General features: G+C 64.6%; 13 protein-coding genes and 1 tRNA gene. 13 read left to right on the forward strand and 1 reads right to left on the reverse strand.

The window, feature by feature from the left end; translation table 11 throughout:
* Positions 1-33 precede the first annotated feature (33 nt).
* The 8 genes from CFN17_RS15465 to pyk all read left to right on the forward strand — a co-directional run bounded on the left by CFN17_RS15465 (position 34) and on the right by pyk (position 12,615).
* Positions 34-321, forward strand: coding sequence for an HGxxPAAW family protein (locus CFN17_RS15465; RefSeq protein WP_208748631.1), 288 nt, complete (start codon positions 34-36; stop codon positions 319-321).
* A gap of 2 nt (positions 322-323) precedes the next feature.
* On the forward strand, positions 324-1,142 hold the full coding sequence (trpC, locus tag CFN17_RS15470) for an indole-3-glycerol phosphate synthase TrpC (protein ID WP_208748632.1): 819 nt from the start codon (positions 324-326) through the stop codon (positions 1,140-1,142).
* 124 nt (positions 1,143-1,266) lie between these two features.
* The gene (gene trpB / locus CFN17_RS15475; protein ID WP_208748633.1) at positions 1,267-2,634 is read left to right on the forward strand and encodes a tryptophan synthase subunit beta; all 1,368 of its coding nucleotides are present in this window, start codon (positions 1,267-1,269) and stop codon (positions 2,632-2,634) included.
* Positions 2,631-3,476, forward strand: coding sequence for a tryptophan synthase subunit alpha (gene trpA, locus CFN17_RS15480; protein WP_208748634.1), 846 nt, complete (start codon positions 2,631-2,633; stop codon positions 3,474-3,476). Before trpB ends, trpA begins: the two co-directional genes overlap by 4 nt.
* Before the next feature lie 3 nt (positions 3,477-3,479).
* Positions 3,480-4,682 (forward strand): prolipoprotein diacylglyceryl transferase, encoded by a 1,203-nt coding sequence (gene lgt, locus CFN17_RS15485; protein WP_208748635.1) that lies wholly within the window; start codon positions 3,480-3,482, stop codon positions 4,680-4,682.
* A 264-nt stretch (positions 4,683-4,946) separates the two neighbouring features.
* On the forward strand, positions 4,947-9,563 hold the full coding sequence (gene gltB / locus CFN17_RS15490) for a glutamate synthase large subunit (protein WP_208748636.1): 4,617 nt from the start codon (positions 4,947-4,949) through the stop codon (positions 9,561-9,563).
* Positions 9,556-11,013, forward strand: a complete 1,458-nt coding sequence (locus CFN17_RS15495; RefSeq protein WP_208748637.1) for a glutamate synthase subunit beta — start codon at positions 9,556-9,558, stop codon at positions 11,011-11,013. The genes gltB and CFN17_RS15495 overlap by 8 nt, the downstream gene beginning before the upstream one ends.
* A 102-nt stretch (positions 11,014-11,115) precedes the next feature.
* Entirely contained in the window at positions 11,116-12,615 is a 1,500-nt protein-coding gene (gene pyk / locus CFN17_RS15500) for a pyruvate kinase (protein ID WP_208748638.1), read from the forward strand.
* A 130-nt stretch (positions 12,616-12,745) separates the two neighbouring features.
* On the opposite strand, the gene CFN17_RS15505 is transcribed toward pyk, so the two are convergent.
* Positions 12,746-13,351 carry an ANTAR domain-containing response regulator gene (locus tag CFN17_RS15505; RefSeq protein ID WP_208748639.1) on the reverse strand — a complete coding sequence of 202 codons (606 nt, stop codon included), beginning with the start codon at positions 13,349-13,351 and terminating at the stop codon, positions 12,746-12,748.
* Positions 13,352-13,557: 206 nt separating this feature from the next.
* Between CFN17_RS15505 and CFN17_RS15510 the strand changes: the two genes are divergently transcribed.
* The 5 genes from CFN17_RS15510 (at position 13,558) to CFN17_RS15530 (ending at position 22,351) form a co-directional block, all read left to right on the forward strand.
* Positions 13,558-13,639, forward strand: a tRNA-Leu gene (locus CFN17_RS15510).
* Positions 13,640-14,939: 1,300 nt separating this feature from the next.
* Entirely contained in the window at positions 14,940-17,678 is a 2,739-nt protein-coding gene (locus CFN17_RS15515; protein WP_208748640.1) for a hypothetical protein, read from the forward strand.
* Positions 17,679-18,221: 543 nt separating this feature from the next.
* Positions 18,222-19,571 carry a BRCT domain-containing protein gene (locus CFN17_RS15520; RefSeq protein ID WP_208748641.1) on the forward strand — a complete coding sequence of 450 codons (1,350 nt, stop codon included), beginning with the start codon at positions 18,222-18,224 and terminating at the stop codon, positions 19,569-19,571.
* A 285-nt stretch (positions 19,572-19,856) separates the two neighbouring features.
* Positions 19,857-20,966 carry a hypothetical protein gene (locus CFN17_RS15525; protein WP_261792217.1) on the forward strand — a complete coding sequence of 370 codons (1,110 nt, stop codon included), beginning with the start codon at positions 19,857-19,859 and terminating at the stop codon, positions 20,964-20,966.
* A 311-nt stretch (positions 20,967-21,277) separates the two neighbouring features.
* Positions 21,278-22,351 (forward strand): DUF4041 domain-containing protein, encoded by a 1,074-nt coding sequence (locus CFN17_RS15530; protein WP_261792218.1) that lies wholly within the window; start codon positions 21,278-21,280, stop codon positions 22,349-22,351.
* The last annotated feature ends 30 nt before the right edge of the window (positions 22,352-22,381 follow it).

The raw sequence follows: 22,381 nt of genomic DNA on the forward strand, positions 1-22,381 counted from the left end.
AATGTAAGCAGTATTTATCCTGAGGAGATTCCAATGAGCAAAGCCACCGTTTCCGCATCCACGTCCGCCGCGCCCAAGGGCGTCTACGACGACGTCGACCACAGCGAGGCACCGGGCCACGGCAACAGCCCGGCCGCGTGGACCTGCGTGATCGTGATGCTGATCGGCGCCCTCATTGCGTCCATCGCCTTCGTCATCGCCAACACCCCGGTGTTCGTCGCCGGTGCCGCGGTCATGGTGATCGGCCTGCTGGCCGGCTGGGTCATGCGCAAGGCCGGCTACGGCGTCGGCGGCAGCAAGCTGAAGAACTCCGGCCACTGAGCGTGAGTGTTCTCGACGACATCAATGCCGGTGTCAGGGAGGATATGGAGGCGCGCCAGCGCCTCGTCACGCTCGCGGAACTGAAGGAGCGCGCCGCCGCGGCGGCGCCCGCCCGCGACGCCTGGGCGGCCCTGGGCGGCAATGCGAGTCCGCGCGACCAGCTCAAGGTCATTGCCGAGGTCAAGCGCCGCAGCCCGTCCAAGGGCCGGCTCGCGGATATCGCCGACCCCGCGTCGCTCGCGGCGCAGTACGCCGACGGCGGTGCCGCAGTGATCAGCGTCCTGACCGAGGAGCGCCGCTTCGGCGGCTCGCTGGCCGATCTCGATGCCGTCCGGGCAGCGGTGGACATCCCGCTGCTGCGCAAGGACTTCATGATCGACGAGTACCAGATCTGGGAGGCCCGGGCCCACGGCGCCGACCTCATCCTGCTGATCGTGGCCTCGCTCTCCGATGCCCAGCTGCGCGACTTCACGGCGCTCAGCCGCGAGCTCGGCATGAACGTGCTCGTGGAGACCCACACCGCCGAGGAAATCGACCGCGCCGTCGCCGCCGAAGCCAGGATCATCGGCGTCAACGTGCGCAACCTGAAGACGCTCGACGTCGACCGTTCCGTTTTCGCGGCGCTGGCCGGCGGCGTTCCGTCCGGTGCGCTTGTGATCGCCGAGTCCGGGGTGCGCGACGTCGAGGACGTCCGGCACTACGCCGCCAGCGGCGCGAACGCGGTCCTCGTCGGCGAGGCACTGGTCAGCGACGCGACGCCGCGCGAGCGGATCACTGAATTCATGGCCGCCGGCGCGACGGCAATCGCCGCCCGCGCCTGAGGCCGGCAGGTCCCGGCGCGTGCGTCCGGGCCGTCAGCGGCACCGGGCCCGCACCTGCCCGGACAATGAGCGGATCTCAGATGCAGATCCCCAAAGCTAGCAGTGGAACAGGATGGTGAGACTGATGGTCGATGCGCCAGCAGCCGGCTCAGACGAAAGTGCCGTGGACGCGTTCCTGCAGGGCGACCGCCCCCAGGAACCCGGCACGCAGGGGGAACACTCCCTGCGGCACGCGCCGGGACCGTACTTCGGGAACTACGGCGGCCGGTGGATGCCGGAATCGCTCATCGCCGCCCTGGACGAGCTTGAGGACACGTTCGAGAAGGCCAAGGCCGATCCCGAGTTCACCGCCCAGATCGCCGAGCTGAACAAGAACTACTCCGGCCGGCCCTCGCTGCTGACTGAGGCCAAGCGCTTCGCCGAGCACGCCGGGGGAGTGCGGGTCTTCCTCAAGCGCGAGGACCTCAACCACACCGGCTCGCACAAGATCAACAACGTCCTGGGCCAGGCACTGCTGGCCAAGCGGATGGGCAAGACGCGCGTGATCGCCGAGACCGGCGCCGGCCAGCACGGCGTGGCCAGCGCCACGGCGGCGGCCCTCCTCGGCCTGGAATGTGTCGTCTACATGGGCGCCGAGGATTGCCGCCGGCAGGCCCTCAACGTGGCCCGGATGGAACTGCTGGGCGCCACCGTCATCCCCGTCACCAACGGATCCCAGACGCTCAAGGACGCCATCAACGAGGCCCTGCGCGACTGGGTTGCCAACGTCGGCACCACCCACTACCTGCTGGGCACCGCCGCCGGCGCCCACCCGTTCCCGGCGATGGTCCGCTACTTCCACGAAGTGATCGGCGACGAGGCCCGCGCCCAGATCCTGGACCAGACCGGCCGGCTGCCGGACGCCGTGTGCGCCTGCATCGGCGGCGGGTCCAACGCGATCGGCATCTTCCACGGCTTCCTTGATGACCCCTCGGTGAAGATCTACGGTTTCGAGGCCGGCGGCGAGGGCGTCGAAACCGGACGCCACGCAGCCACCATCACGCTGGGCAAGCCCGGCGTGCTGCACGGCGCGCGTTCCTACCTCATGCAGGACGACGACGGCCAGACCATCGAGTCGCACTCGATCTCGGCCGGCCTGGACTACCCCGGGGTCGGACCCGAGCATTCCTACCTCGCCGACATCGGCCGGGTCAGCTACGAGCCCATCACGGACAGCGAAGCCATGGACGCGTTCCGGCTCCTGTGCCGCACCGAGGGCATCATTCCGGCCATCGAGTCCGCGCACGCCCTCGCCGGCGCCATCAAGGTGGGCCAGCGGCTGGCCGCCGATGCCGCGGCCGCGGGCAATGCCTCCGCAGCGTCGGAGAAAATCGTGATCGTGAACCTCTCCGGCCGCGGCGACAAGGACGTGGCCACGGCTGCGGAATGGTTTGACCTGCTGGAGAAGGACTCACCCGAATCCGAAATCGCCAAAGAGGGGGAACAGCTGTGAGCACCGCCGAGAACAGCGCCGAAAACCGCCCGGAGGGCGTCGTGGCGTCGGCCAGCAAGTCCGCCGCGGCCATTGACCGGGCCCGCGCCCAGGGCCGGGCGGCCCTGATCGGCTACCTGCCCGCCGGCTACCCGAGCGTCGCGGACACCATCGCCGCCGGCATCGCCCTGGCCGAGAACGGCGCCGACCTCATCGAGATCGGCATCCCGTACTCCGACCCCGTCATGGACGGCCAGGTCATCCAGGCGGCCACCACCGAGGCCCTCGCCAAGGGATTCCACGTCCGCGAGGTCTTCGACGTCGTCCGCGGCATCACGAGCAAGACCGACGCCGCCGTCCTGGTGATGACCTACTGGAACCCCGTGGTCCGGATGGGCGTGGACGAATTCTCCCGCCGCCTGGCCGAAGCCGGGGGAGCCGGGCTCATCACGCCGGACCTCATCCCCGACGAGGCCGCCGAATGGTTCGCCGCCTCCGACAAATACGGACTGGACCGGGTGTTCCTCGTGGCTCCCTCGTCCTCCCCGGAACGCATGAAGCGTACCGTCGAGGCCAGCCGCGGCTTCGTCTACGCCGTGTCCATCATGGGCGTCACCGGCGCCCGGACCTCGGTCAGTTCCGCGGCCAAGGACGTCGTAGCCGCCGCGCACGCCGCGGGCGCCGAACGTGTCTGCGTCGGTCTGGGCGTCTCCAACGCCGGCCACGTTCGTGAGATCGCCGAGTACGCCGACGGCGTCATTGTCGGCACAGCGCTCGTCGCGGCTATCCGCGACGGCGGCGTGGATGCGGTAGCCTCCCTGACGAAAGACCTCAGCACCGGCCTTACCACGGAAGAAGCGTAAGCAATGCAGTCAGTCCTCCACGCGGCGGCGATGGTACCCGCGAGCATTCCGAGTCCCGTATGGTCCGGATTCGACATCCCGCTGCCGTGGGGGACGCTGCGCATCCACGCCTATGCCCTGTGCATCCTCGCCGGCATCATCGCCGGCCTCTGGCTGACTTCCGTCCGCTGGGCCCGCCGCGGCGCCCCTGAGGGCAGCGTCTGGGACATCGCCATTTGGGCCATCCCGCTCGGCATCATCGGCGGACGGCTCTACCACGTGTTCTCCTCACCGGACGCCTACTTCGGCCCCGGCTTCGACGGCACCGGGGATCTGTCCCTGATCCCGCAGATCCAGCGCGGCGGCCTGGGCATCTGGGGAGCCGTGGTGCTTGGTGCCGTCGGCGCCTGGATCGGTTGCCGGCGCGCCGGGGTGAAGCTGAGCGCCTTCATGGACGCGGCGGCGCCGGGGCTCCTGCTGGCCCAGGCAATCGGCCGGTGGGGAAACTACTTCAACCAGGAACTCTTCGGCGGCCCCACCACACTGCCGTGGGGACTGCAGATCGACCCCACCAGCCCCAATTTCCCGGCTGGAATGCCGGCGGACACGCTCTTCCACCCCACCTTCCTCTACGAGTCCCTGTGGAACCTCGCCGGCGTCGCCATTCTGCTGGCCCTGGACAAGAAGTTCAACTTCCGGCGCGGACGCCTCTTCTGCCTCTACGCCGTCTACTACACACTGGGCCGGGTCTGGATCGAAGCGATGCGGATCGACGACGCCGAGCAAATCAGCCTGTTCGGCATCACCACCCGGCTCAACGTCTGGACCAGCATTTTTGTCCTGGCCGGCGCCCTGATCGCGTTCATCCTCCTGGGGCTGCGCAAGCCCTCCGGGCCGGACACCGTGTTCCTGCCAGGCCGCGAACCGGCGGCGAAAACCGCGGACGGGGAAGGCACCTTAGCACCCGTTCCCGCAGACGCCACAGGTATCCGCAATGCGGACACGGCTGTCTCAGATAGTGAATCCCGTGGTAATCTCCGGAATAACCAAAGCGGACCAGGTCCCGCCTCGGCGTCCGTCCCCGCAGCCGCGGGCACGGATGCGGATGCGGACACGGAATCCACCGGCGGCACCAAGCCCGCCGCTGGAGCCACCGGAGCCCCGGCGGCCGGAGTCTCCGGCCGGCAGGCCACTGGAACCGCGCCGGAGGCGGAAGACACCAAGTAACTCACCGCCGGCAACCCGGGCTGCGGAGCCACCGCTCGCAGGGCCCGAAACCACAGCGTCGTGGCAAGGGGCATTGTCGCGGACAGCAGATAGCAGCTGTCCGTGCAAGTCCGGGCCAGTACCTGCGTAACTGTTACTACAGAAGCCCGGGCTGGCCTACAATTCCAGTTAGAAAAACACTCTGTTGCGCCCATCACACCGGCGTGCCGAGTGGGGCCAATGTTGTCCCTCCCATACGCACGATCAGGAGGAAGGACGTCTCCAATGACCCAAACTCTTCACAGCCCCAGCTGGTCCGATCCGGATCAGCCGCAGGCCGCAACGTCACCCTTCACCCGCTTTGCCTCGATGCCGGCGGCGGCCGGCCTCTACAACCCGGACACTGAAAAGGACGCCTGCGGCCTGGCTATTATCGCCACGCTCCGCGGCGAACCGGGATACGACATCGTCGACGCCGCCCTGACCGCCCTGCGCAACCTCGAGCACCGTGGCGCCGTTGGCGCCGATGAAGGAACCGGCGACGGCGCCGGCCTCCTCATGCAGGTCCCGGACGAGTTCTTCCGTGCAGTCACCGACTTCGAACTTCCAGCCCCCGGCCAGTACGTCGTGGGGACCGCCTTCCTGCCCGCCGAGCAGCGCGAATCCGACGCCGCCCGGGCCGGCATCGAAGGCCTCGCCGCCGATGAGGGTCTGACCGTCCTTGGCTGGCGTGAAGTCCCGATCGTCGCCGACCTCGTCGGGGCCATGGCCCGGGCCTGCATGCCGCACTTCTCCCAGCCGTTCTTCGCCTCCAGCACCGGCGAGACCCTCGAACGGAACGAACTCGACTCCCGCGCCTGGCGGATCCGCAAGCGCGCCCAGAACAAGTTCGGCGTGTACTTCCCCTCGCTGTCCTCCCGGACCATCGTCTACAAGGGCATGCTCACCACCGCCCAGCTGGAGCCGTTCTACCCGGACCTGTCGGACAAGCGCTTCAAGACCAAGCTCGCGATCGTCCACTCGCGCTTCTCGACCAACACGTTCCCGTCCTGGCCGCTGGCCCAGCCGTTCCGCACCATCGCCCACAACGGCGAGATCAACACCGTCAAGGGCAACCGCAACTGGATGCGGGCACGGCAGTCGCAGCTCTCCAGCCCGCTGCTGGGTGACTCGCCCGAGGAACTGTTCCCGATCTGCACCCCGGGCGCCTCGGACTCCGCCTCCTTCGACGAGGTCGCCGAGCTCCTCTGGCTCTCCGGCCGGCCCATCACGCACTCGATCATGATGATGATCCCGGAGGCCTGGGAAAACCACGCCACCATGGATCCTGCGCGCCGCGCGTTCTACGAGTACCACTCGATGCTCATGGAACCGTGGGACGGCCCCGCCGCCGTCTCCTTCACCGACGGCAACCTGGTCGGCGCCACCCTGGACCGCAACGGGCTGCGCCCGGGCCGGTACTGGATCACCGAAGACGGCCTCATCGTCTTCGCCTCCGAGGTCGGCGTGATCGACGTCGAAGCCTCCAAGGTGGTCAAGAAGGGCCGCGTCTCGCCGGGCAAGATGTTCCTGGTGGACACCGGCGCCGGCCGGATCATTGACGACGCCGAGGTCAAGGCCGAGGTCGCCGCCGCCAACCCGTGGGCCGAGTGGCTCAAGGACAACCTGATCGACCTCAACGACCTGCCCGAGCGCGAGCACGTCGTACACACCGCGGCGTCGGTCAACATCCGCCAGCGCACCTTCGGCTACACCACCGAGGAACTGAAGATCCTGCTCGGCCCGATGGCCCGCACCGGCGCCGAACCGCTCGGGGCCATGGGTTCGGACACCCCGGTGGCCGTGCTGTCCAAGCGCCCGCGGCTGCTCTTCGACTACTTCGTGCAGTCCTTCGCGCAGGTCACCAACCCGCCGCTGGATGCCATCCGCGAGGAGCTCGTCACGTCCCTGACGTGCGCGATCGGACCGAACGGCAACCTGCTGGACACCAAACAGGTCCGGCAGCCGCAGGTCTCCCTGCCGTTCCCCGTGATCAACAACGACCAGCTCGCCAAGATCGCGAACATCGAGAACGCCGACGGCGACAAGGTCGCCATGAAGGTCCGCGGCCTCTACCGCCCCGAAGGCGGCGAGCACGCCCTCCGGGCCCGGCTCACCGAAATCTGCGAGCAGGTCTCCGGCGCCATCAACCGCGGCGTCCAGTACGTGGTGCTCTCGGACCGTGACTCGAACGCCCAGTGGGCGCCGATCCCGTCGCTGCTGCTCGTCAGCGCCGTGCACCACCACCTGCTGCGCAGCGCCAACCGCACCAAGACCGCCCTCGTGGTCGAGGCCGGCGACGTCCGCGAAACGCACCACGTGGCCGTCCTTATCGGCTACGGCGCTTCCGCCGTGAACCCCTACCTGGCCATGGAATCCGTGGAACAGCTCATCAGCACCGGCGACGTCGTCGGCGTGAGCCCGCAGGACGGCGTCTACAACCTGATCAAGGGCCTCGGCAAGGGCGTCCTGAAGATCATGTCCAAGATGGGCATCTCCACCGTGGCCTCCTACACGGGCGCCCAGACCTTCGAGGCCCTCGGCCTTGGCCAGGACCTGGTGGACGAATACTTCTCCGGCACGCACTCCCAGCTCGGCGGCGTCGGCCTCGACGTCATTGCCGCCGAAGTCCTGGCCCGGCACCGGATGGCCTACCCCGAAAGCGGCATCGAACTGCCGCACCAGCCCCTGCTGGGCGGCGGCGAGTACCAGTGGCGCCGCGACGGGGAACCGCACCTGTTCAACCCGGAGACCGTGTTCCGGCTCCAGCACGCCACGCGTGAACGCCGCTACGACATCTTCAAGGCCTACACCCGCGGCGTCGACGACCAGTCCGAGAACCTCATGACCCTGCGCGGGCTGCTGAAGTTCAAGGCCGGCCTGCGTCCCGCCGTGCCGCTCGAGGAAGTGGAGCCGGTCTCCAGCATCGTCAAGCGGTTCTCCACCGGCGCGATGAGCTACGGCTCCATCTCCAAGGAAGCCCACGAGACCCTCGCGATCGCCATGAACCGGCTGGGCGGCAAGTCCAACACCGGTGAAGGCGGCGAGGACGTGGACCGCCTGCTCGACCCCACGCGCCGTTCCGCGGTCAAGCAGATCGCCTCCGGCCGGTTCGGCGTCACGAGCCTGTACCTGTCCAACGCGGACGACATCCAGATCAAGATGGCCCAGGGCGCCAAGCCCGGCGAAGGCGGCCAGCTGATGGCGCAGAAGGTCTACCCCTGGGTGGCCCGGACGCGGCACTCGACGCCCGGCGTCGGACTCATCTCGCCGCCCCCGCACCACGACATCTACTCGATCGAGGACCTCGCGCAGCTGATTTACGACGCCAAACGCGCCAACCCCTCGGCCCGCGTGCACGTCAAGCTCGTCTCCGAGGTCGGGATCGGCACCGTGGCGTCCGGCGTCACCAAGGCGAAGGCCGACGTCGTCCTGGTCTCCGGGCACGACGGCGGCACCGGCGCCTCGCCGCTGAACTCGCTCAAGCACGCCGGTGTCCCGTGGGAACTCGGCCTGGCTGAGACCCAGCAGACGCTCATGCTCAACGGCCTGCGCGACCGCGTGGTGGTGCAGGTGGACGGCCAGCTCAAGACCGGCCGCGACGTCGTGATCGCCGCGCTGCTCGGCGGCGAGGAGTTCGGTTTCGCCACCGCCCCGCTGGTGGTCTCGGGCTGCATCATGATGCGCGTCTGCCACCTGGACACCTGCCCGGTGGGTGTCGCGACGCAGAACCCCGAGCTGCGCTCCCGGTTCAACGGCAAGCCCGAGTTCGTGGTCAACTTCTTCGAGTTCCTCGCCGAGGAAGTCCGCGAGATCCTTGCCGAGCTCGGGTTCCGCAGCATCGAGGAAGCGATCGGCCACGCCGAGATGCTCGATACCCGCGAGGCGATCAGCCACTGGAAGGCCGAAGGGCTGGACCTGGATCCGATCCTCCACGGCCTCGAGTTCGACGACGACGCCCCGTTGCGCAACCTCACCGGCCAGAACCACGAGCTGGACAAGCACTTCGACCAGCGCCTGATCACCATGGCCGCCGAAGCGCTGACCGACCGCACCCCGGTGAAGATCTCCGTGGATGTCATTAACACGGACCGTTCCGTCGGCACCATGCTCGGCCACGTCGTGACGAAGACCTTCGGCACGGACGTGCTGGCCACGGACACGATCGACATCACGCTGAACGGCACCGCCGGTCAGTCGCTCGGCGCGTTCCTGCCGGCCGGCATCACCCTGCGCATGTTCGGTGACTCCAACGACTACGTCGGCAAGGGCCTGTCCGGCGGCCGCATCGTGGTCCGGCCGGACCGCACCAACGTGTTCCCGGCCGAACGCAACGTGATCGCCGGAAACGTGATCGGCTACGGCGCCACGAGCGGCGAGCTGTTCCTGCGCGGCCAGGTGGGCGAACGCTTCCTGGTCCGGAACTCCGGCGCCACCGCGGTGGTCGAGGGAATCGGCGACCACGGCTGCGAGTACATGACCGGCGGCCAGACCCTCATCATCGGCCGCACCGGACGCAACTTCGGCGCCGGCATGTCCGGCGGCACGGCCTATGTCCTGGACCTGCAGAGCGAACGCGTCAACAAGCAGGCCCTGGAGTCCGGCGAGCTGCAGCTGCGCGAGCTGGATGCCGAGGACCGGGACATCGTCCATGGGCTGCTCGTCAAGCATGTCGAGGAAACCGAGTCGCTGCATGCGGCCCGGCTCCTCGAGAACTTCGACGACACCGCGGCCCGCATTACCAAGGTGCTGCCGCGCGACTACGCGGCTGTCCTGCAAACCCGTCTTGACGCCATCGAAGAGGGCCTGGACCCCGACGGCGAAGAAGTTTGGTCTCGAATCCTGGAGGTGACCGGTGGCTGACCCACGCGGATTTCTGAAAGTACGCCAGCGTGAAACCCAGCCGCGCCGTCCCGTCCCGGTCCGCATCATGGACTGGAAAGAGGTCTATGAGGCCCAAGAGAAGGGCGTCCTGAAGGCACAGGCCGGCCGCTGCATGGACTGCGGCGTCCCGTTCTGCCACCAGGGCTGCCCGCTGGGCAACCTCATCCCGGAATGGAACGACCTCGTCTGGCGGGACAAGGGCGAGGAGGCGATGGAGCGGCTGCACGCCACCAACAACTTCCCCGAGTGGACCGGCCGGCTCTGCCCGGCCCCCTGCGAGGCGTCCTGCGTGCTGGGCATCAACCAGCCCGCCGTCACCATCAAGCAGGTTGAGGTCTCGATCGTGGACCAGGCGTTTGAGAACGGCTGGGTCAACCCGCTGCCGCCGGCCCGACTGACCGGCAAGACGGTCGCCGTCGTCGGCTCCGGCCCCGCCGGACTCGCCGTCGCCCAACAGCTCACCCGGGTGGGCCACACCGTGGCGGTGTACGAGCGCGACGACAAGATCGGCGGGCTGCTGCGCTACGGCATCCCCGACTTCAAGATGGAAAAAGAGCAGGTGGACCGCCGGCTCGAGCAGATGAAGGCCGAGGGCACCCGGTTCCGCACCGGCGTTGCCGTGGGTACCGACGTGACGTGGGAACAGCTGCGCCGCCGGTATGACGCCGTCGTGATTGCCACCGGCGCCACGGTGCCCCGTGACCTGCCCATCCCGGGCCGCGAGCTTGACGGCGTGCACTTCGCCATGGACTACCTTGTCCCGGCCAACCGGGCCGTGGCGGGGGAGAAGGTCGAGAAGCCGATCAATGCCGCCGGCAAGCACGTGGTGATCCTGGGCGGCGGCGACACCGGCGCGGACTGCATCGGTACCGCACACCGGCACCAGGCCGCTTCCGTGACCACCCTGGCCATCGGCAAGCAGCCGCCGCTGGAGCGCGCCGGCCACCAGCCGTGGCCGACGTTCCCCACCCTGTTCGAGGTCGCCAGCGCCCACGAGGAAGGCGGCGAACGCACCTACCTCGCCTCCACCGTGGAGTTTGTCGGCGAAAACGGCAAGCTCACCGGCGTCAAGGTGGCCGAGACCGAGTTCGTGGACGGCAAGCGCCTGCCGAAGGCCGGGACCGAGCGGATCATCCCGGCGGACCTCGTGTTCCTGTCCCTGGGCTTCACCGGCGCCGAACCGGCCGGGATCGCCGAGCAGGTCAACGCCGCATTCGACGGCCGCGGCAATGTGGCCCGCGACGGGTACTACATGACCAACACGGAGGGCATCTTCGTTGCCGGTGACGCCGGCCGCGGGCAGTCGCTCATCGTCTGGGCCATCGCCGAGGGACGCGCCTGCGCCGCTGCGGTGGACAAGTTCCTGATGGGCAGCACCATCCTGCCGGCCCCGGTGGCACCGACCGACCGGGCGATGGCCGTTTTGTAGGCCGTCCGGTCACTGGTTCCTTAGGTGACTGGTTCTGCCGGTCACCTAAGGGTTCACACCCTCTTCAACTTTATCCATGCAACAGACCACTAGGGTAGGTATATGAGACGCGCTAAAATCGTGGCCACGTTCGGACCGGCAATCGCAAGCTTCGAGAACACGCTTGCCGTGCTGGAAGCCGGCGTCGACGTGGCACGCATGAACATGAGCCACGGCGACTACTCCGTGCACGACAACACCTACGAGAACGTCCGCAAGGCTGCCGGGCAGCTCGGCAAGGCCGTCGCCATCATGGCCGACCTGCAGGGCCCGAAGATCCGCCTGGGCCGCTTTGTTGACGGCCCGCACCTTCTGGCCGTCGGCGACACGTTCACGATCACCACGGAGGACGTGCCCGGCACCAAGGAGATCTGCTCCACCACGCTGAAGAGCCTGACCGAAGACGTGAAGCCCGGCGATGCCCTGCTGATCGACGACGGCAAGGTCGCCCTGCGCGCGATCGACGTCGACGACGTCAAGGTCGTTGCCCAGGTTGTTGTCGGCGGGTACGTCTCCAACAACAAGGGCATCAACCTGCCCGGCGTGGCCGTCAACGTGCCGGCGCTGAGCGAAAAGGATGAGGACGACCTCCGCTGGGCCATCCGCCGCGGTGTGGACCTCGTCGCGCTGTCGTTCGTCCGTGACGCCGCGGACATCAAGCGCGTCCACGAGATCATGGACGAAGAAGGCCGCCGCGTGCCGGTGATCGCCAAGATCGAGAAGCCGCAGGCCGTGGACCAGCTCCCCGAGATCATCGACGCGTTCGACGCCATCATGGTGGCCCGCGGCGACCTCGGCGTTGAACTGCCGCTGGAGGAAGTGCCGATCGTCCAGAAGCGTGCCGTTGAACTGGCCCGCCGCTGGGCCAAGCCGGTCATCGTGGCAACCCAGGTCCTCGAATCCATGATCGACAACCCGCGTCCGACCCGCGCCGAGGCCTCCGACTGCGCCAACGCGGTGCTCGACGGCGCCGACGCGGTGATGCTTTCCGGCGAGACCAGCGTGGGCAAGTACCCGATCGAGACCGTCAAGACCATGGCGCGGATCATCGAATCCACCGAAGAGCACGGCCTGGAACGCGTCCCCCCGCTGGGCACCAAGCCCAAGACCCGCGGCGGCGCCATCACCCGTGCCGCCGTCGAAATCGCCGACCAGCTGGAAGCAAAGTACATCTGCGCCTTCACCCAGTCCGGCGACTCGGCGCGCCGCCTCTCCCGGCTGCGCCCGATCCGTCCGGTCTTCGCTTTCACCCCGGTGGAACACGTCTGGAACCAGCTGGCCCTCACCTGGGGCATCCAGCCGGTCCTGGTCCCGATGGTGGGCCACACTGACGAGATGACCGCCCAGGTGGACCGCAGCCTGCTGGACCTCGACCTCGTGGATGACGGGGACATGGTGGTTATCGCCGCCGGTTCGCCTCCCGGAAAGGCCGGTTCCACGAACCTGCTCAAGGTCCACAAGGTGGGCGACCTGACCGACGCCGGCAGCGTCGGCGGCGCTCAGGTGGCCAAGGACAAGCTCGGCCCGTGGCCGGAAAAGAAGAAGAAGAACTCCAAGATCTAGTTCTTCGATCTGCGACAAAAGGGAGGATCCCCACCGGTTGGCGGGGATCCTCCCTTTTGTTGTTGCTGCTTGCTTCTGCGGGGTGCCGGCGCGGCGTTCCTTCTGGAGGAGGTCCGCGCCGGCGCCGCTGCTAGTTGACCTGGTTGATGATGGTCTCGGCGACCTCGCGCATGCTGAGGCGGCGGTCCATGGAGGTCTTCTGGATCCAGCGGAACGCTTCGGGCTCCGTGAGGCCCATCTTGGTGGTCAGGAGGCTCTTGGCGCGCTCCACGAGCTTGCGGGTGGCGAACTGCTCCTGCAGGTCGGTGACCTCGGCTTCGAGGGCCTTGATCTCCTCGTGGCGGGAGAGCGCGATCTCCAGGGCCGGGATGAGGTCCGCCGGGGTGAAGGGCTTGACCACGTAGGCCATGGCGCCGGCGTCGCGGGCGCGCTCCACGAGTTCCTTCTGGCTGAACGCGGTGAGCAGGACCACCGGGGCGATCCGGGCCTTGACGATCTTCTCGGCGGCCGAGATGCCGTCCATGACCGGCATCTTGACGTCCATCAGGACGAGGTCGGGCTTGAGCTCCTCGGCAAGCTGCACGGCCTTTTCGCCGTTGTCCGCCTCGCCGACGACGTCGTAGCCTTCGCCCCGCAGGATCTCGATGATGTCCAGGCGGATGAGGGTCTCATCCTCGGCGACAACGACGCGGCGCGCCGGCTGGGAGGTGGGGGTGGACTCCGTCTGTTCTGTCACGGGAACTCCTTGGTAAGGTACGGCGGGACTAGACCATCATAGGTTTTGTCCGCCACTGTACTTGGACCGGTTTGGTTCGATGCGGCGTCACTGGCGCGATTCTGACATTCAGCCTATCTGCATGTAGAGTAATTTCGCGCACTGGCGGCGATCGCGTTGCTCACAGGAACCTGTGGCGGGCCGATTGTTACACCGGTGTCCTCCGCGCCCGAGTGGCGGAATTGGCAGACGCGCCGCACTCAAAATGCGGTATCGAAAGGTGTGTGGGTTCGAGTCCCACCTCGGGCACAGTGTTTTCGCAGGTCAGGGGCTTTTTGTCGTTTTACTGTTGACAAAGCTTGACTTTCTGGACCACTCGACGCTATTAGAGTGCCACGCCCCGGGTAACAGTTGGTGTACCAATGGGAGTGGCTGAATCGTCCGGACCGCCACAATCGGCGGCAAAAGCGCGAGGATGCAGGTTGGGCGAAGTAGTCTGGTTCGCGCGACGTAACTTCCCCGCGGCCTAGAGCTGATGAAGTTCGCACGGGCGTACCGCAACACACGGACATCCGATACCTATTGCCGACCATTGAGATCTTTATCGGCTTGAATGTCCTCTATGGGGCGAAATGAAGCTGGAAAGCCAAAAAAGCAGCGACGGAGCAACTTGGATCGGCTAGATCCTCTGGCCCGCGCGCTGAGTAGTTGCAACGCAGACGAATTGTGGTGGCTCTTGTTCGCAACTGCATCGTCGCCATCGGCACGCCACCGCCCTGCTTCCGTTGGTAGCGCCCTCGCGGCAGCCCTTCGAGCCCGCTCTATCGCGCATACCACCCTGTCCAGACCGCTTCCATCAGTCCAAGAAATCGTCGATCAGGCAGCAGAGGCTTCAGGAATCGATGGTGTTCAAGAGGATTTCATTCCCAAGGACCCATCCGAATCCCTAGTCGTTCGGGTCGGTGATGATCTGCGGCATTCTCTACCTGGCGCCACGGAGCGCCCTATCGCTGATCTGTCTCGTGCGCTGCGTTTAGCAGAGGCCCTAGACCCCTTTCTCATGAGGAAGCATGGGTTTGGTCTCGCGAACGTCATCCGAGTGGCCTCCAACTGGGCGCACACTGCGACCAATGGACTCTCGTCCTCATTTAGCCCTGCTCCGAACCTACAGTTGCGGGACAAAATTGTCCTTCCTGTTGAGGAAGTGGCAGCCGCCAAAGCCCTAATTTCTCAAGAACCTTTGACGACGTTTGAGCTGAAGGAAGGAGATGCCGCAGCTCTCGAGTGGATGACCACATCATCCGATAACGCGAACTTCGATTCTTCAAGTCCGAACAGCCCGTTTGGTTGGTACTTGAGGTACAGAACACCTGGACTACCGGATCGATGGTTGCCTCCCACTTACGTTCCGGAGATTGTGGGTGCTGCAGTGTCCGAATTGGTTGCTACCGTCAATCGAAACCCCGAAGCACGCCGTGCTCTGCGTATCTCGAGTCTGAATGCCGCGCGAAAGGCGCTTTGGCGGTTCTCCAAATCGCTCTACGAAGGTGCGCCGAAACTGGCAGGTACGGTTCCGTTGACTGGGCAAGAGATCCAATGGATCCTGCCAGTGAATACGAATACTGCCATTGCTGTTTCCATGGTGCAGACAGAAGATTTGTTGCCACAGGGCCAATCATTTGGAAGCGACAGACTTGCGAAAAGAGTCTCCCGCAGTGGCGAGCCCGTTGTCGTAGCCCTCGCCGGCGGGGGAGAGCTCACGCTGCCAGCCAACACTGAAATAGTCCCGCTTGTTATTTTTGCTGCCGCTGGCCACCTCGCCGTACCGCAGAGAAAAGGCTCGGCGACACTGGCGTTAGAAGACCTGACGTGGATCGCTGAAACTGCAAAAGACGAAGATGACCTGTATCTCTTTGCACGAGACCTAAGCGACCCAAGCTTTCCAGAGAATTTCGGGTGGGAAGCCATCAACTATTGGGAACCATGGCGGGCTAACGGTAAGGCTTTCTTCGCCGGGGGCATCGCCCCCTCATTCTTTTACTTTGAAGCCCATGCCGGGGACGCGGAATGGGAACGGGCTGCTGAGCTCTCCTCACTTGAGGAGGCACTGTATGCCACCGGCCTTCCACCTTTGCGTAATACACAGGTGGCCGAACTAACTACGCAGGGCGTGGCAACAATCGCAATCCAGCAGCAGGGTGGACGCTACGATCCTCTCACCGGCCTCCATCAGGCTCCTCCCGTGGTGGGCTGGTCGCTAGCGCTAACGAATCCACCAGTAGCAATCACGAGGTCACTTCCATCTTGGAGCCCAGCGGAGCACTATGAATTCTTCTTCGACTTCTGCGGGGGCCTAGTTTTTGCTTTTGACGCTATTCGGGAAAAATGGGAACAAGCGCATTCTCACTCAGGAACGACCGGCTATCGACTTGTACTTCAAGCACTCAAATCTGATTCACATATCCATCCTGATCAACCAATCGTGGAGTTCAGTGCCGTTGATGACGTAGATATAACGGGTGAACGGATATTCCGATGGGCAATGGATGTCGAAAGATTTGTCGAATTGGCTGACGGTGATCCGCAAGCGGCAAACCGACTAACAGCGGATGCCTTCGTTGGTTTGCTCGAGTCACTTAACCTTCATAGTGACGTACTTGCGAACCTCCGGGAGGATTGGCTTTCGAACAAGCCCTTCTTGATCCTGGAAACGGCTAGGTCGAGGACTACTCTCCACCATCTACCCGCGGCGTGGAGCCTCGACTCCGCAGATGAATCAGCTACGATCGCAGCATCTGCCCGAAAATTAGCTGCCGGTGACGTCGAACCTGGCACATACCGGGGCCACGACGCTAACAGGCTCGTGCAGCAACACCTTGCGCCTCTTGCCTTGGCCGCGCTCACTGAACGCATTCGCGCCCATGATAAGCAAGAGATACTTGAGGCCGGGCTAGAGCAGCTCAACCGGGTCATGGACGACGGGACCCGGCTGCGAGAGGACCTCAACAGGGTAGCCGCCCACCTACACGTCGTATGGGATCCTCAAGAACGAATGGCAGAAGCCATGGGCAACACGCTGATGCTTCGACAGTGCAACGAGATCATCGTCGAGGCAGCGCTGCGCAGCACCGTCGCTGACGGCCCGACCCTTCCGATAACCGGTCGGAGATGGAGCGGACTTCTCGCAGCAGCGAATGCATATCGGACCATGACCACAATCAGTGAGCGCCTGCATCATAAGGTCGCCCCTTTCACCATCGAAATCACCCACGCGTACGAAATCAAATTCGCACAGGACGAACAGCCGGCACCGGGCTCCTGGGCGCTTGACGTCGATGCCCTGGACAAGGCTTCAGCTGGCGTCAGTCTCAATCTTCGGAAATCATCGGTAACAGAATCGCCGGTCTCCATGGTTGAACTCGATCAGGCTATGCTCCAAGCAGAAGGGGCAAGCGTGGAGGACTTCTTCCACGTTCTCAGCGCCCTCGTCCGATGGGATTCTTTTTCACAAGGAAGTAGCGTCGGATCGGTTTCCGAGAATGCGGTTATTGAATGGATCTGCACAGAGGCCAACGACACCACCGGTGTCCGACGGGAACGGTACAGCCGAGCGCTAAAGCTCTTAGTCAGCACCTCGGAACAGCTCCAAAAATCTGACTGGGAACCGTGGCAGACCAGAACTAGACGCCACCGACTTCTGGTTCAGCCCATCGTCCGTTCCGACGCTGGCAGTCTCCTAATAGCGCCGCAATACTTGATGACAAGTCTCAGCGTCTACAACAACCACCTGTCCCAAGGCGTCTTGCCATGGACAGGCGGAATCCCGCCAGAGGTAGGAAAAGCCCTCGCACGCATCCGGGACCTGCGTAACAAACACTTTGAAATAAAGGTCGACGAAGACCTGAGGAATCTCGGCTTCAGAACTATTGCGCGTGTAAAAGCCGGAGATCACGGCCGGCTGGGAGTCCCAACGCTCACGACTGAGGTCGACCTGGTCGCGGCGAAGCCCGGCGACAACACCATCTGGCTCATCGAAGCAAAGGATCCTGCCTCCGTACACGCCGTAGCCGAAACCGCCCGGCAGTTGCGAACCTTCTTCCGGGATTCCACGAACTCGAGAGGCAAGACCAAGCCGTCTTACTCTACCCAACTGGCCCGGAAGGACGCCGAACTCAGGCCGTTCATTGACCAAGTCGCTCTCAAACTTGGGTTGGAGCCGCTGACGGACGGACCTGCGTATTGCCTCTCCACTCTCTTCGTGACTCGGAGGGTGGCTCCGGCCGGTTTCGTGAACGAGAAGTTTCCGGTGCTCACCCTTGAGGAATACTTGCGTCCTTGGTTGTCGTAGAAGGATAGGCGGCGCCGATGCCGACATCACAGAAGAGGCAGCCAGCGAAACGTACACCTTCTTCTTAGGGTCAGCTTGCGGCGGCTGGGTTCTTCCTGTAATCATGTCAGTTCTGTCGGGCCGGCCTCTAATTGGGCACCTGCAGTGTCAACGTGCGACTTTCCTCTCATTAGCAGCCCGGACCGTTGTTCTAATAAACCTCAAGGGGATGAAAACGGCCTGTTGACCCGGTCGACACTCTGCGCCTCTGACTGGGTTGAACCGACCTCGAATTGCTGTTGATGCCAACCGAAAAAAGGGCCAAATACGCCAACTGATAATGAGGCCGCTGACCATTATGAAAAGTGATCACGACGTCGCTGGGACCTGATGCGGCTCCGCCGTACACTGGCTGGGACCCCGTAGCCCTCGCAGGGTAGGGTGCCAATACACAAATTCATTTCGGGGGACAGCATCATGGCAAGGACGGTTACGCAGGTCTGCTCGACTGAAGGCTGTGGCAAGCTTGCGGCATTTAGGACCGCCACCAGACCTTCCTGGTGTTTGGACTGCATCGACCAGCTTTTTCGTGTCGGCGGCCTGATCCCCCTCGAGCCTTTTGTTGACCGCAAGTCCTACCGCCGTACAGAGTGCATCGCCTGCAAATCTCGCTTGCCCTACCGATTCGAGTACGTGCTCGATCAGCGGCCGTACGGCCCGGTTTGCAGAGTGTGCCACTGGCGCGAATGGGGAGAGCAAAACCGCGCCAGGACGAAGACAGAACTGGATCAAGCCGTGGTTGCGGCACTGAAGGCGCCGACTGGACCCAGCGAGGCAGACCGGGAGCTGCTCGCCACAGACACGGCGGTGCGAGCATCGGTGAGGAGATGGTGGTGGCCAACGGAGCGCATTCAGGCGACCGTCGGAATGCTCCACCATGACCTATTGTTCGATACCGCAGAACACAATGACGGCATGGACCCCGTTGCCATCAAGTGCCTTAATTGCGGCTACGAGCACGTAGAGCTGCCCGGCCGTTTGGCCGCAGAGCTATCTGGTCACTGGTGCCTTTGCCCGATTTGTAACAACCGCAACAAAGGGATCTGCGCCTCCGATGTCGTTGTCGGGTTCTCGTCCCATGGCATGTCCGTCGCGGAACCAGAGGCAGGAACCGACACTGTCCAAGCTGCCCGGTGCGCGCGCTGTGAGACACCCAGGCGAATTTCCATGCGTCGCCTCAACAGGGGCGCCGTTCCCTGCTACGTGTGTGATGGCGCCGCGGATCCATCGAGCCCTCATCGCGTGTACCTCTTCCACTTTCCGCGTTGGCACGCATATAAGGTCGGCATCACGAACAGCGGCAACGATTCACGCCTGGACAGGCACCGGCTTGCCGGTGGCCAGCTGATTGAGCTCATTGAAGTACCGCACCGGGGTGCTGCTTTCTGGGTTGAACAAGAGGTCCTCAATGCCATGCTGCCGTGGCCCGCTACGGGCCTACCTACAGACCGGGCAATCAGCGGATGGACCGAGATGTGGGACGACAGCGCACCCATAAATGTTCGCCTGGGAGACTACATCGAAGCGGCCAACGCCATCACCCTTGACCGCGAACTCATTGAGGATTGGAAGCGGAACAGGTCCATGCCGGTCCTGCCGCCTTCCGACTTCATACTGAAACGTGGCGATACCGTTTGCTTCACTGGCTCGGGCCCCGAGAAGTCCCGGGCCGAGTGGAAAAAGCTGGCTGAAGGAGTCGGACTCCGCGTCGCAGGTTCCGTCACCTCGACTACTACGGCGCTTGTGGCTCCTCCCGGCGGCAGCCCGAACACGAAGGCAGTTGCGGCATCGAGTATGGGCGTACCGGTCATCAGCTATGAGGATCTTCTTGCGGCTGTTGAACGCCTGAGCTAAGCCCCTTACTTCATCCGCCAACTGAATCTGGTATGGGTTCGGCGGGACGCAGGAAACGCCGCTGGAGGAAGCATTCAGCTTTCATCAGTTCCGCAATTCGACGGTCTAAAGTGGTCGTTGGTCCGTTTTTCTATGGGGGTGGTTGGAATGGCGCGGAGTCGCGGGTTTCTTGCAGAGATTCAACGTCAGCAGCGGTTGGCTCAGCAGCGGGAGAATGCTGCTCAACGGGCTGCAGCGGCGGCGCAGGCAAGGGCGGAAAGGGCGCGGGCTGCCGCGGTTCGGGCGGTGGCGGCAGCGGAACGGGCGTCTGAGGCCGACCGCAAGCGGCTCGAGAAGGAGGCCAAGGCCGCGCACGTCGAGGCGCAACAGGCCTTGGCCGAGCAGCTCAACGAGGACCTAGCTAACGAGTACGCGCAGATCGACGGCCTCCTTGGTGCCACCCTGGAGTCAGACGACTGGGTTGACCTGCAGTCGCTGAAGCGGATAGTGCAGCACCCGCCGTTCCCCCGTCCCGAACTGGAACGCCCGAACCCAGTTCCTGGACCCATCGAGGTGCCCCCACCTCCGGTCCTGCGCGAACCAGAGCCTCCGACGGGACTCTTCGGCCGGAAGAAGAGGTTCGAGGCGGCTCGCCAAGAGGCCGCGGCCGAGTATGAGCAGGCCATGCGGGAGTGGACGGCGTACCGGGACTCGATCCCGTCAAAGGAGGCTGCGCTTAAAGCGACGCACGCTGCCTTCGAGAAGAAGAGGCTCGAGCAGCTCAAGGCTGAGATTTCCCGCTATGAGGGGGACTGCAAGGAGCGCGAGAAGGAGGTCGCCGAGCACAACGCATCCATCGACGACCTTGAGGCCGCCCTTGGCTATGGGGTGGCCGACGCGGTCGAGGAGTACGTCGGGATCGTCCTGGCGAACTCCCTCTATCCCAACCACTTTCCCGTTCAGCACGAGGCCAAGTTCGACCCGGATACGGCTGAGTTGAAGCTCACTGTCGCTGTGCCAGCACCGGACCAGGTCCGCACCGTGAAGGCCTGTAGGTATGTCAAGGCCAGCGACGAGATTACCGAGGCCCAGCTGTCGAAGACGGAAGCGAACAATCGCTACGCCTCCGCAGTGCACCAGGTCGCGATTAGATCACTGCACGAGATCTTCGAGTCCGACCGCCAGGGCCTCATCCAAGCGGTCTCCCTGCAGGTCGGCCCCCAGACGAGGGACCCCGCGACAGGGCGAAGCACGTTCATTCCGCTCGTCGCGGTGACCTCACACCGGGAGACGTTCCTGGAGTTCGACCTCTCTGGTGTCGTCCCTGCTGCGACGCTCCAGCACCTCGGCGCTGCCGTGTCGAAAAACCCCTCGGCGCTGGCAGCGGTGGATCCCGTCGGCGTACGTCGTTCATGAGCCTGGAGCGCCTGCGGTTCAACCCCGCCCCTGGGTGGCCGCCCGCACGGGCCGGGTGGACGCCCCCTGCGGGCTGGAGGCCTCCGAGCTCCTGGCCTCCACCGCCGCCGGGCTGGCAGCTTTGGGTCCCAGACGGCGAGGAGACAGCGGCCGACAAGCCCACCGGTATGCCGGATCCCGACTGTGCCGAGCTCGCGCAAGAGACAACGCAGGCGGGCGCCCTTGGTTCCGGGGGTGAGACGTCAACGGGGAGGCTCGAAGCACTCGAGGCAGAGAACGCGAGACTCCGCCGATTGCTCGAGGACGCGTCCGTGGCGTCTGAAGCCGTTGTTCAGCTCGATGACCAGAAGGTGCTGCAGGAAGTCGGCATCTACCGGTACCACCACCCTCTTGAGAACGCCGCGGCATACCTGCCACGCCTCCAAGACGTCGAGTCCCGCGCGGCGGCTCTGATCCGCGACGGCCATGCGATCGAGACGTCGAACATGTTCACTTTCGACAACTCGCTGGCCAAGGGTCGGAAGATGTCCGCAGACCTTGCCAAGCTAATGCTCCGCGCCTACAACGCCGAAGCCGACAACAGCATCCGCACGCTGAAGGCCGGCAACGTTCAGACGGCCAAGCGGCGGCTGGAAGCCTCCCGCGTCGCGATCGCCCGATTGGGAGCGATAATGCAGATGCGCATCAGCGATGCGTACCATCGTCTCCGCGTTGAGGAGATCGAGCTGACGGCTGACTGGCTGATGATGAAGCAGGAGGAGAAGGAGCGGGAGCGCGAAGAGCGGGCCCGGCTCCGCGAGGAACGGCGGGTGGAGAAAGAGCTCGCGGAGGAACGTACCCGGCTCGACAAGGAACGCGCGCTGCTCACGCAGACGCTCGAGACCCTGTCCGCTGCCGGGACCACGAATGAGGACCTCGTCCGGCGGCTCGCCGAAATCGACCAGGCGATCGCGGAGAACGACTACCGCGCAGCCAACATCCGCGCTGGCTACGTCTACGTCATCTCCAACCGAGGAGCGTTCGGCAAGGGAGTCGTCAAGATCGGACTTACCCGCCGGCTCGACCCCACGGACCGTGTCAGCGAGCTCAGCGGAGCCTCTGTCCCCTTCCGCTTCGACATCCACACCATCTACTTCTCCGAAGATGCCGTCACCCTCGAAGCCGATCTACACCGTCACTTCGCAGACCGCGCCGTGAATCAGGCGAACGCCCGGAAGGAGTTCTTCTTCGCCACACCGGCCGAAGTGCGCGACGTCCTAGCAGGCAAGGTCGGTAATCTCCTGGAGTTCACGGAAGAGGCTGAGGCGACCGAATACTTCCAGTCTTTGGGCGCGTGGCCTCCCCAGCAAAGGGCATTAGACGGCGGATTAGAAACATCGAGCTGACGAGAAAACAGACGGAACGTTATATGCAGC

This window comes from Arthrobacter sp. PM3, from assembly GCF_003352915.1.
In the GTDB taxonomy this organism is placed as follows: domain Bacteria; phylum Actinomycetota; class Actinomycetes; order Actinomycetales; family Micrococcaceae; genus Arthrobacter.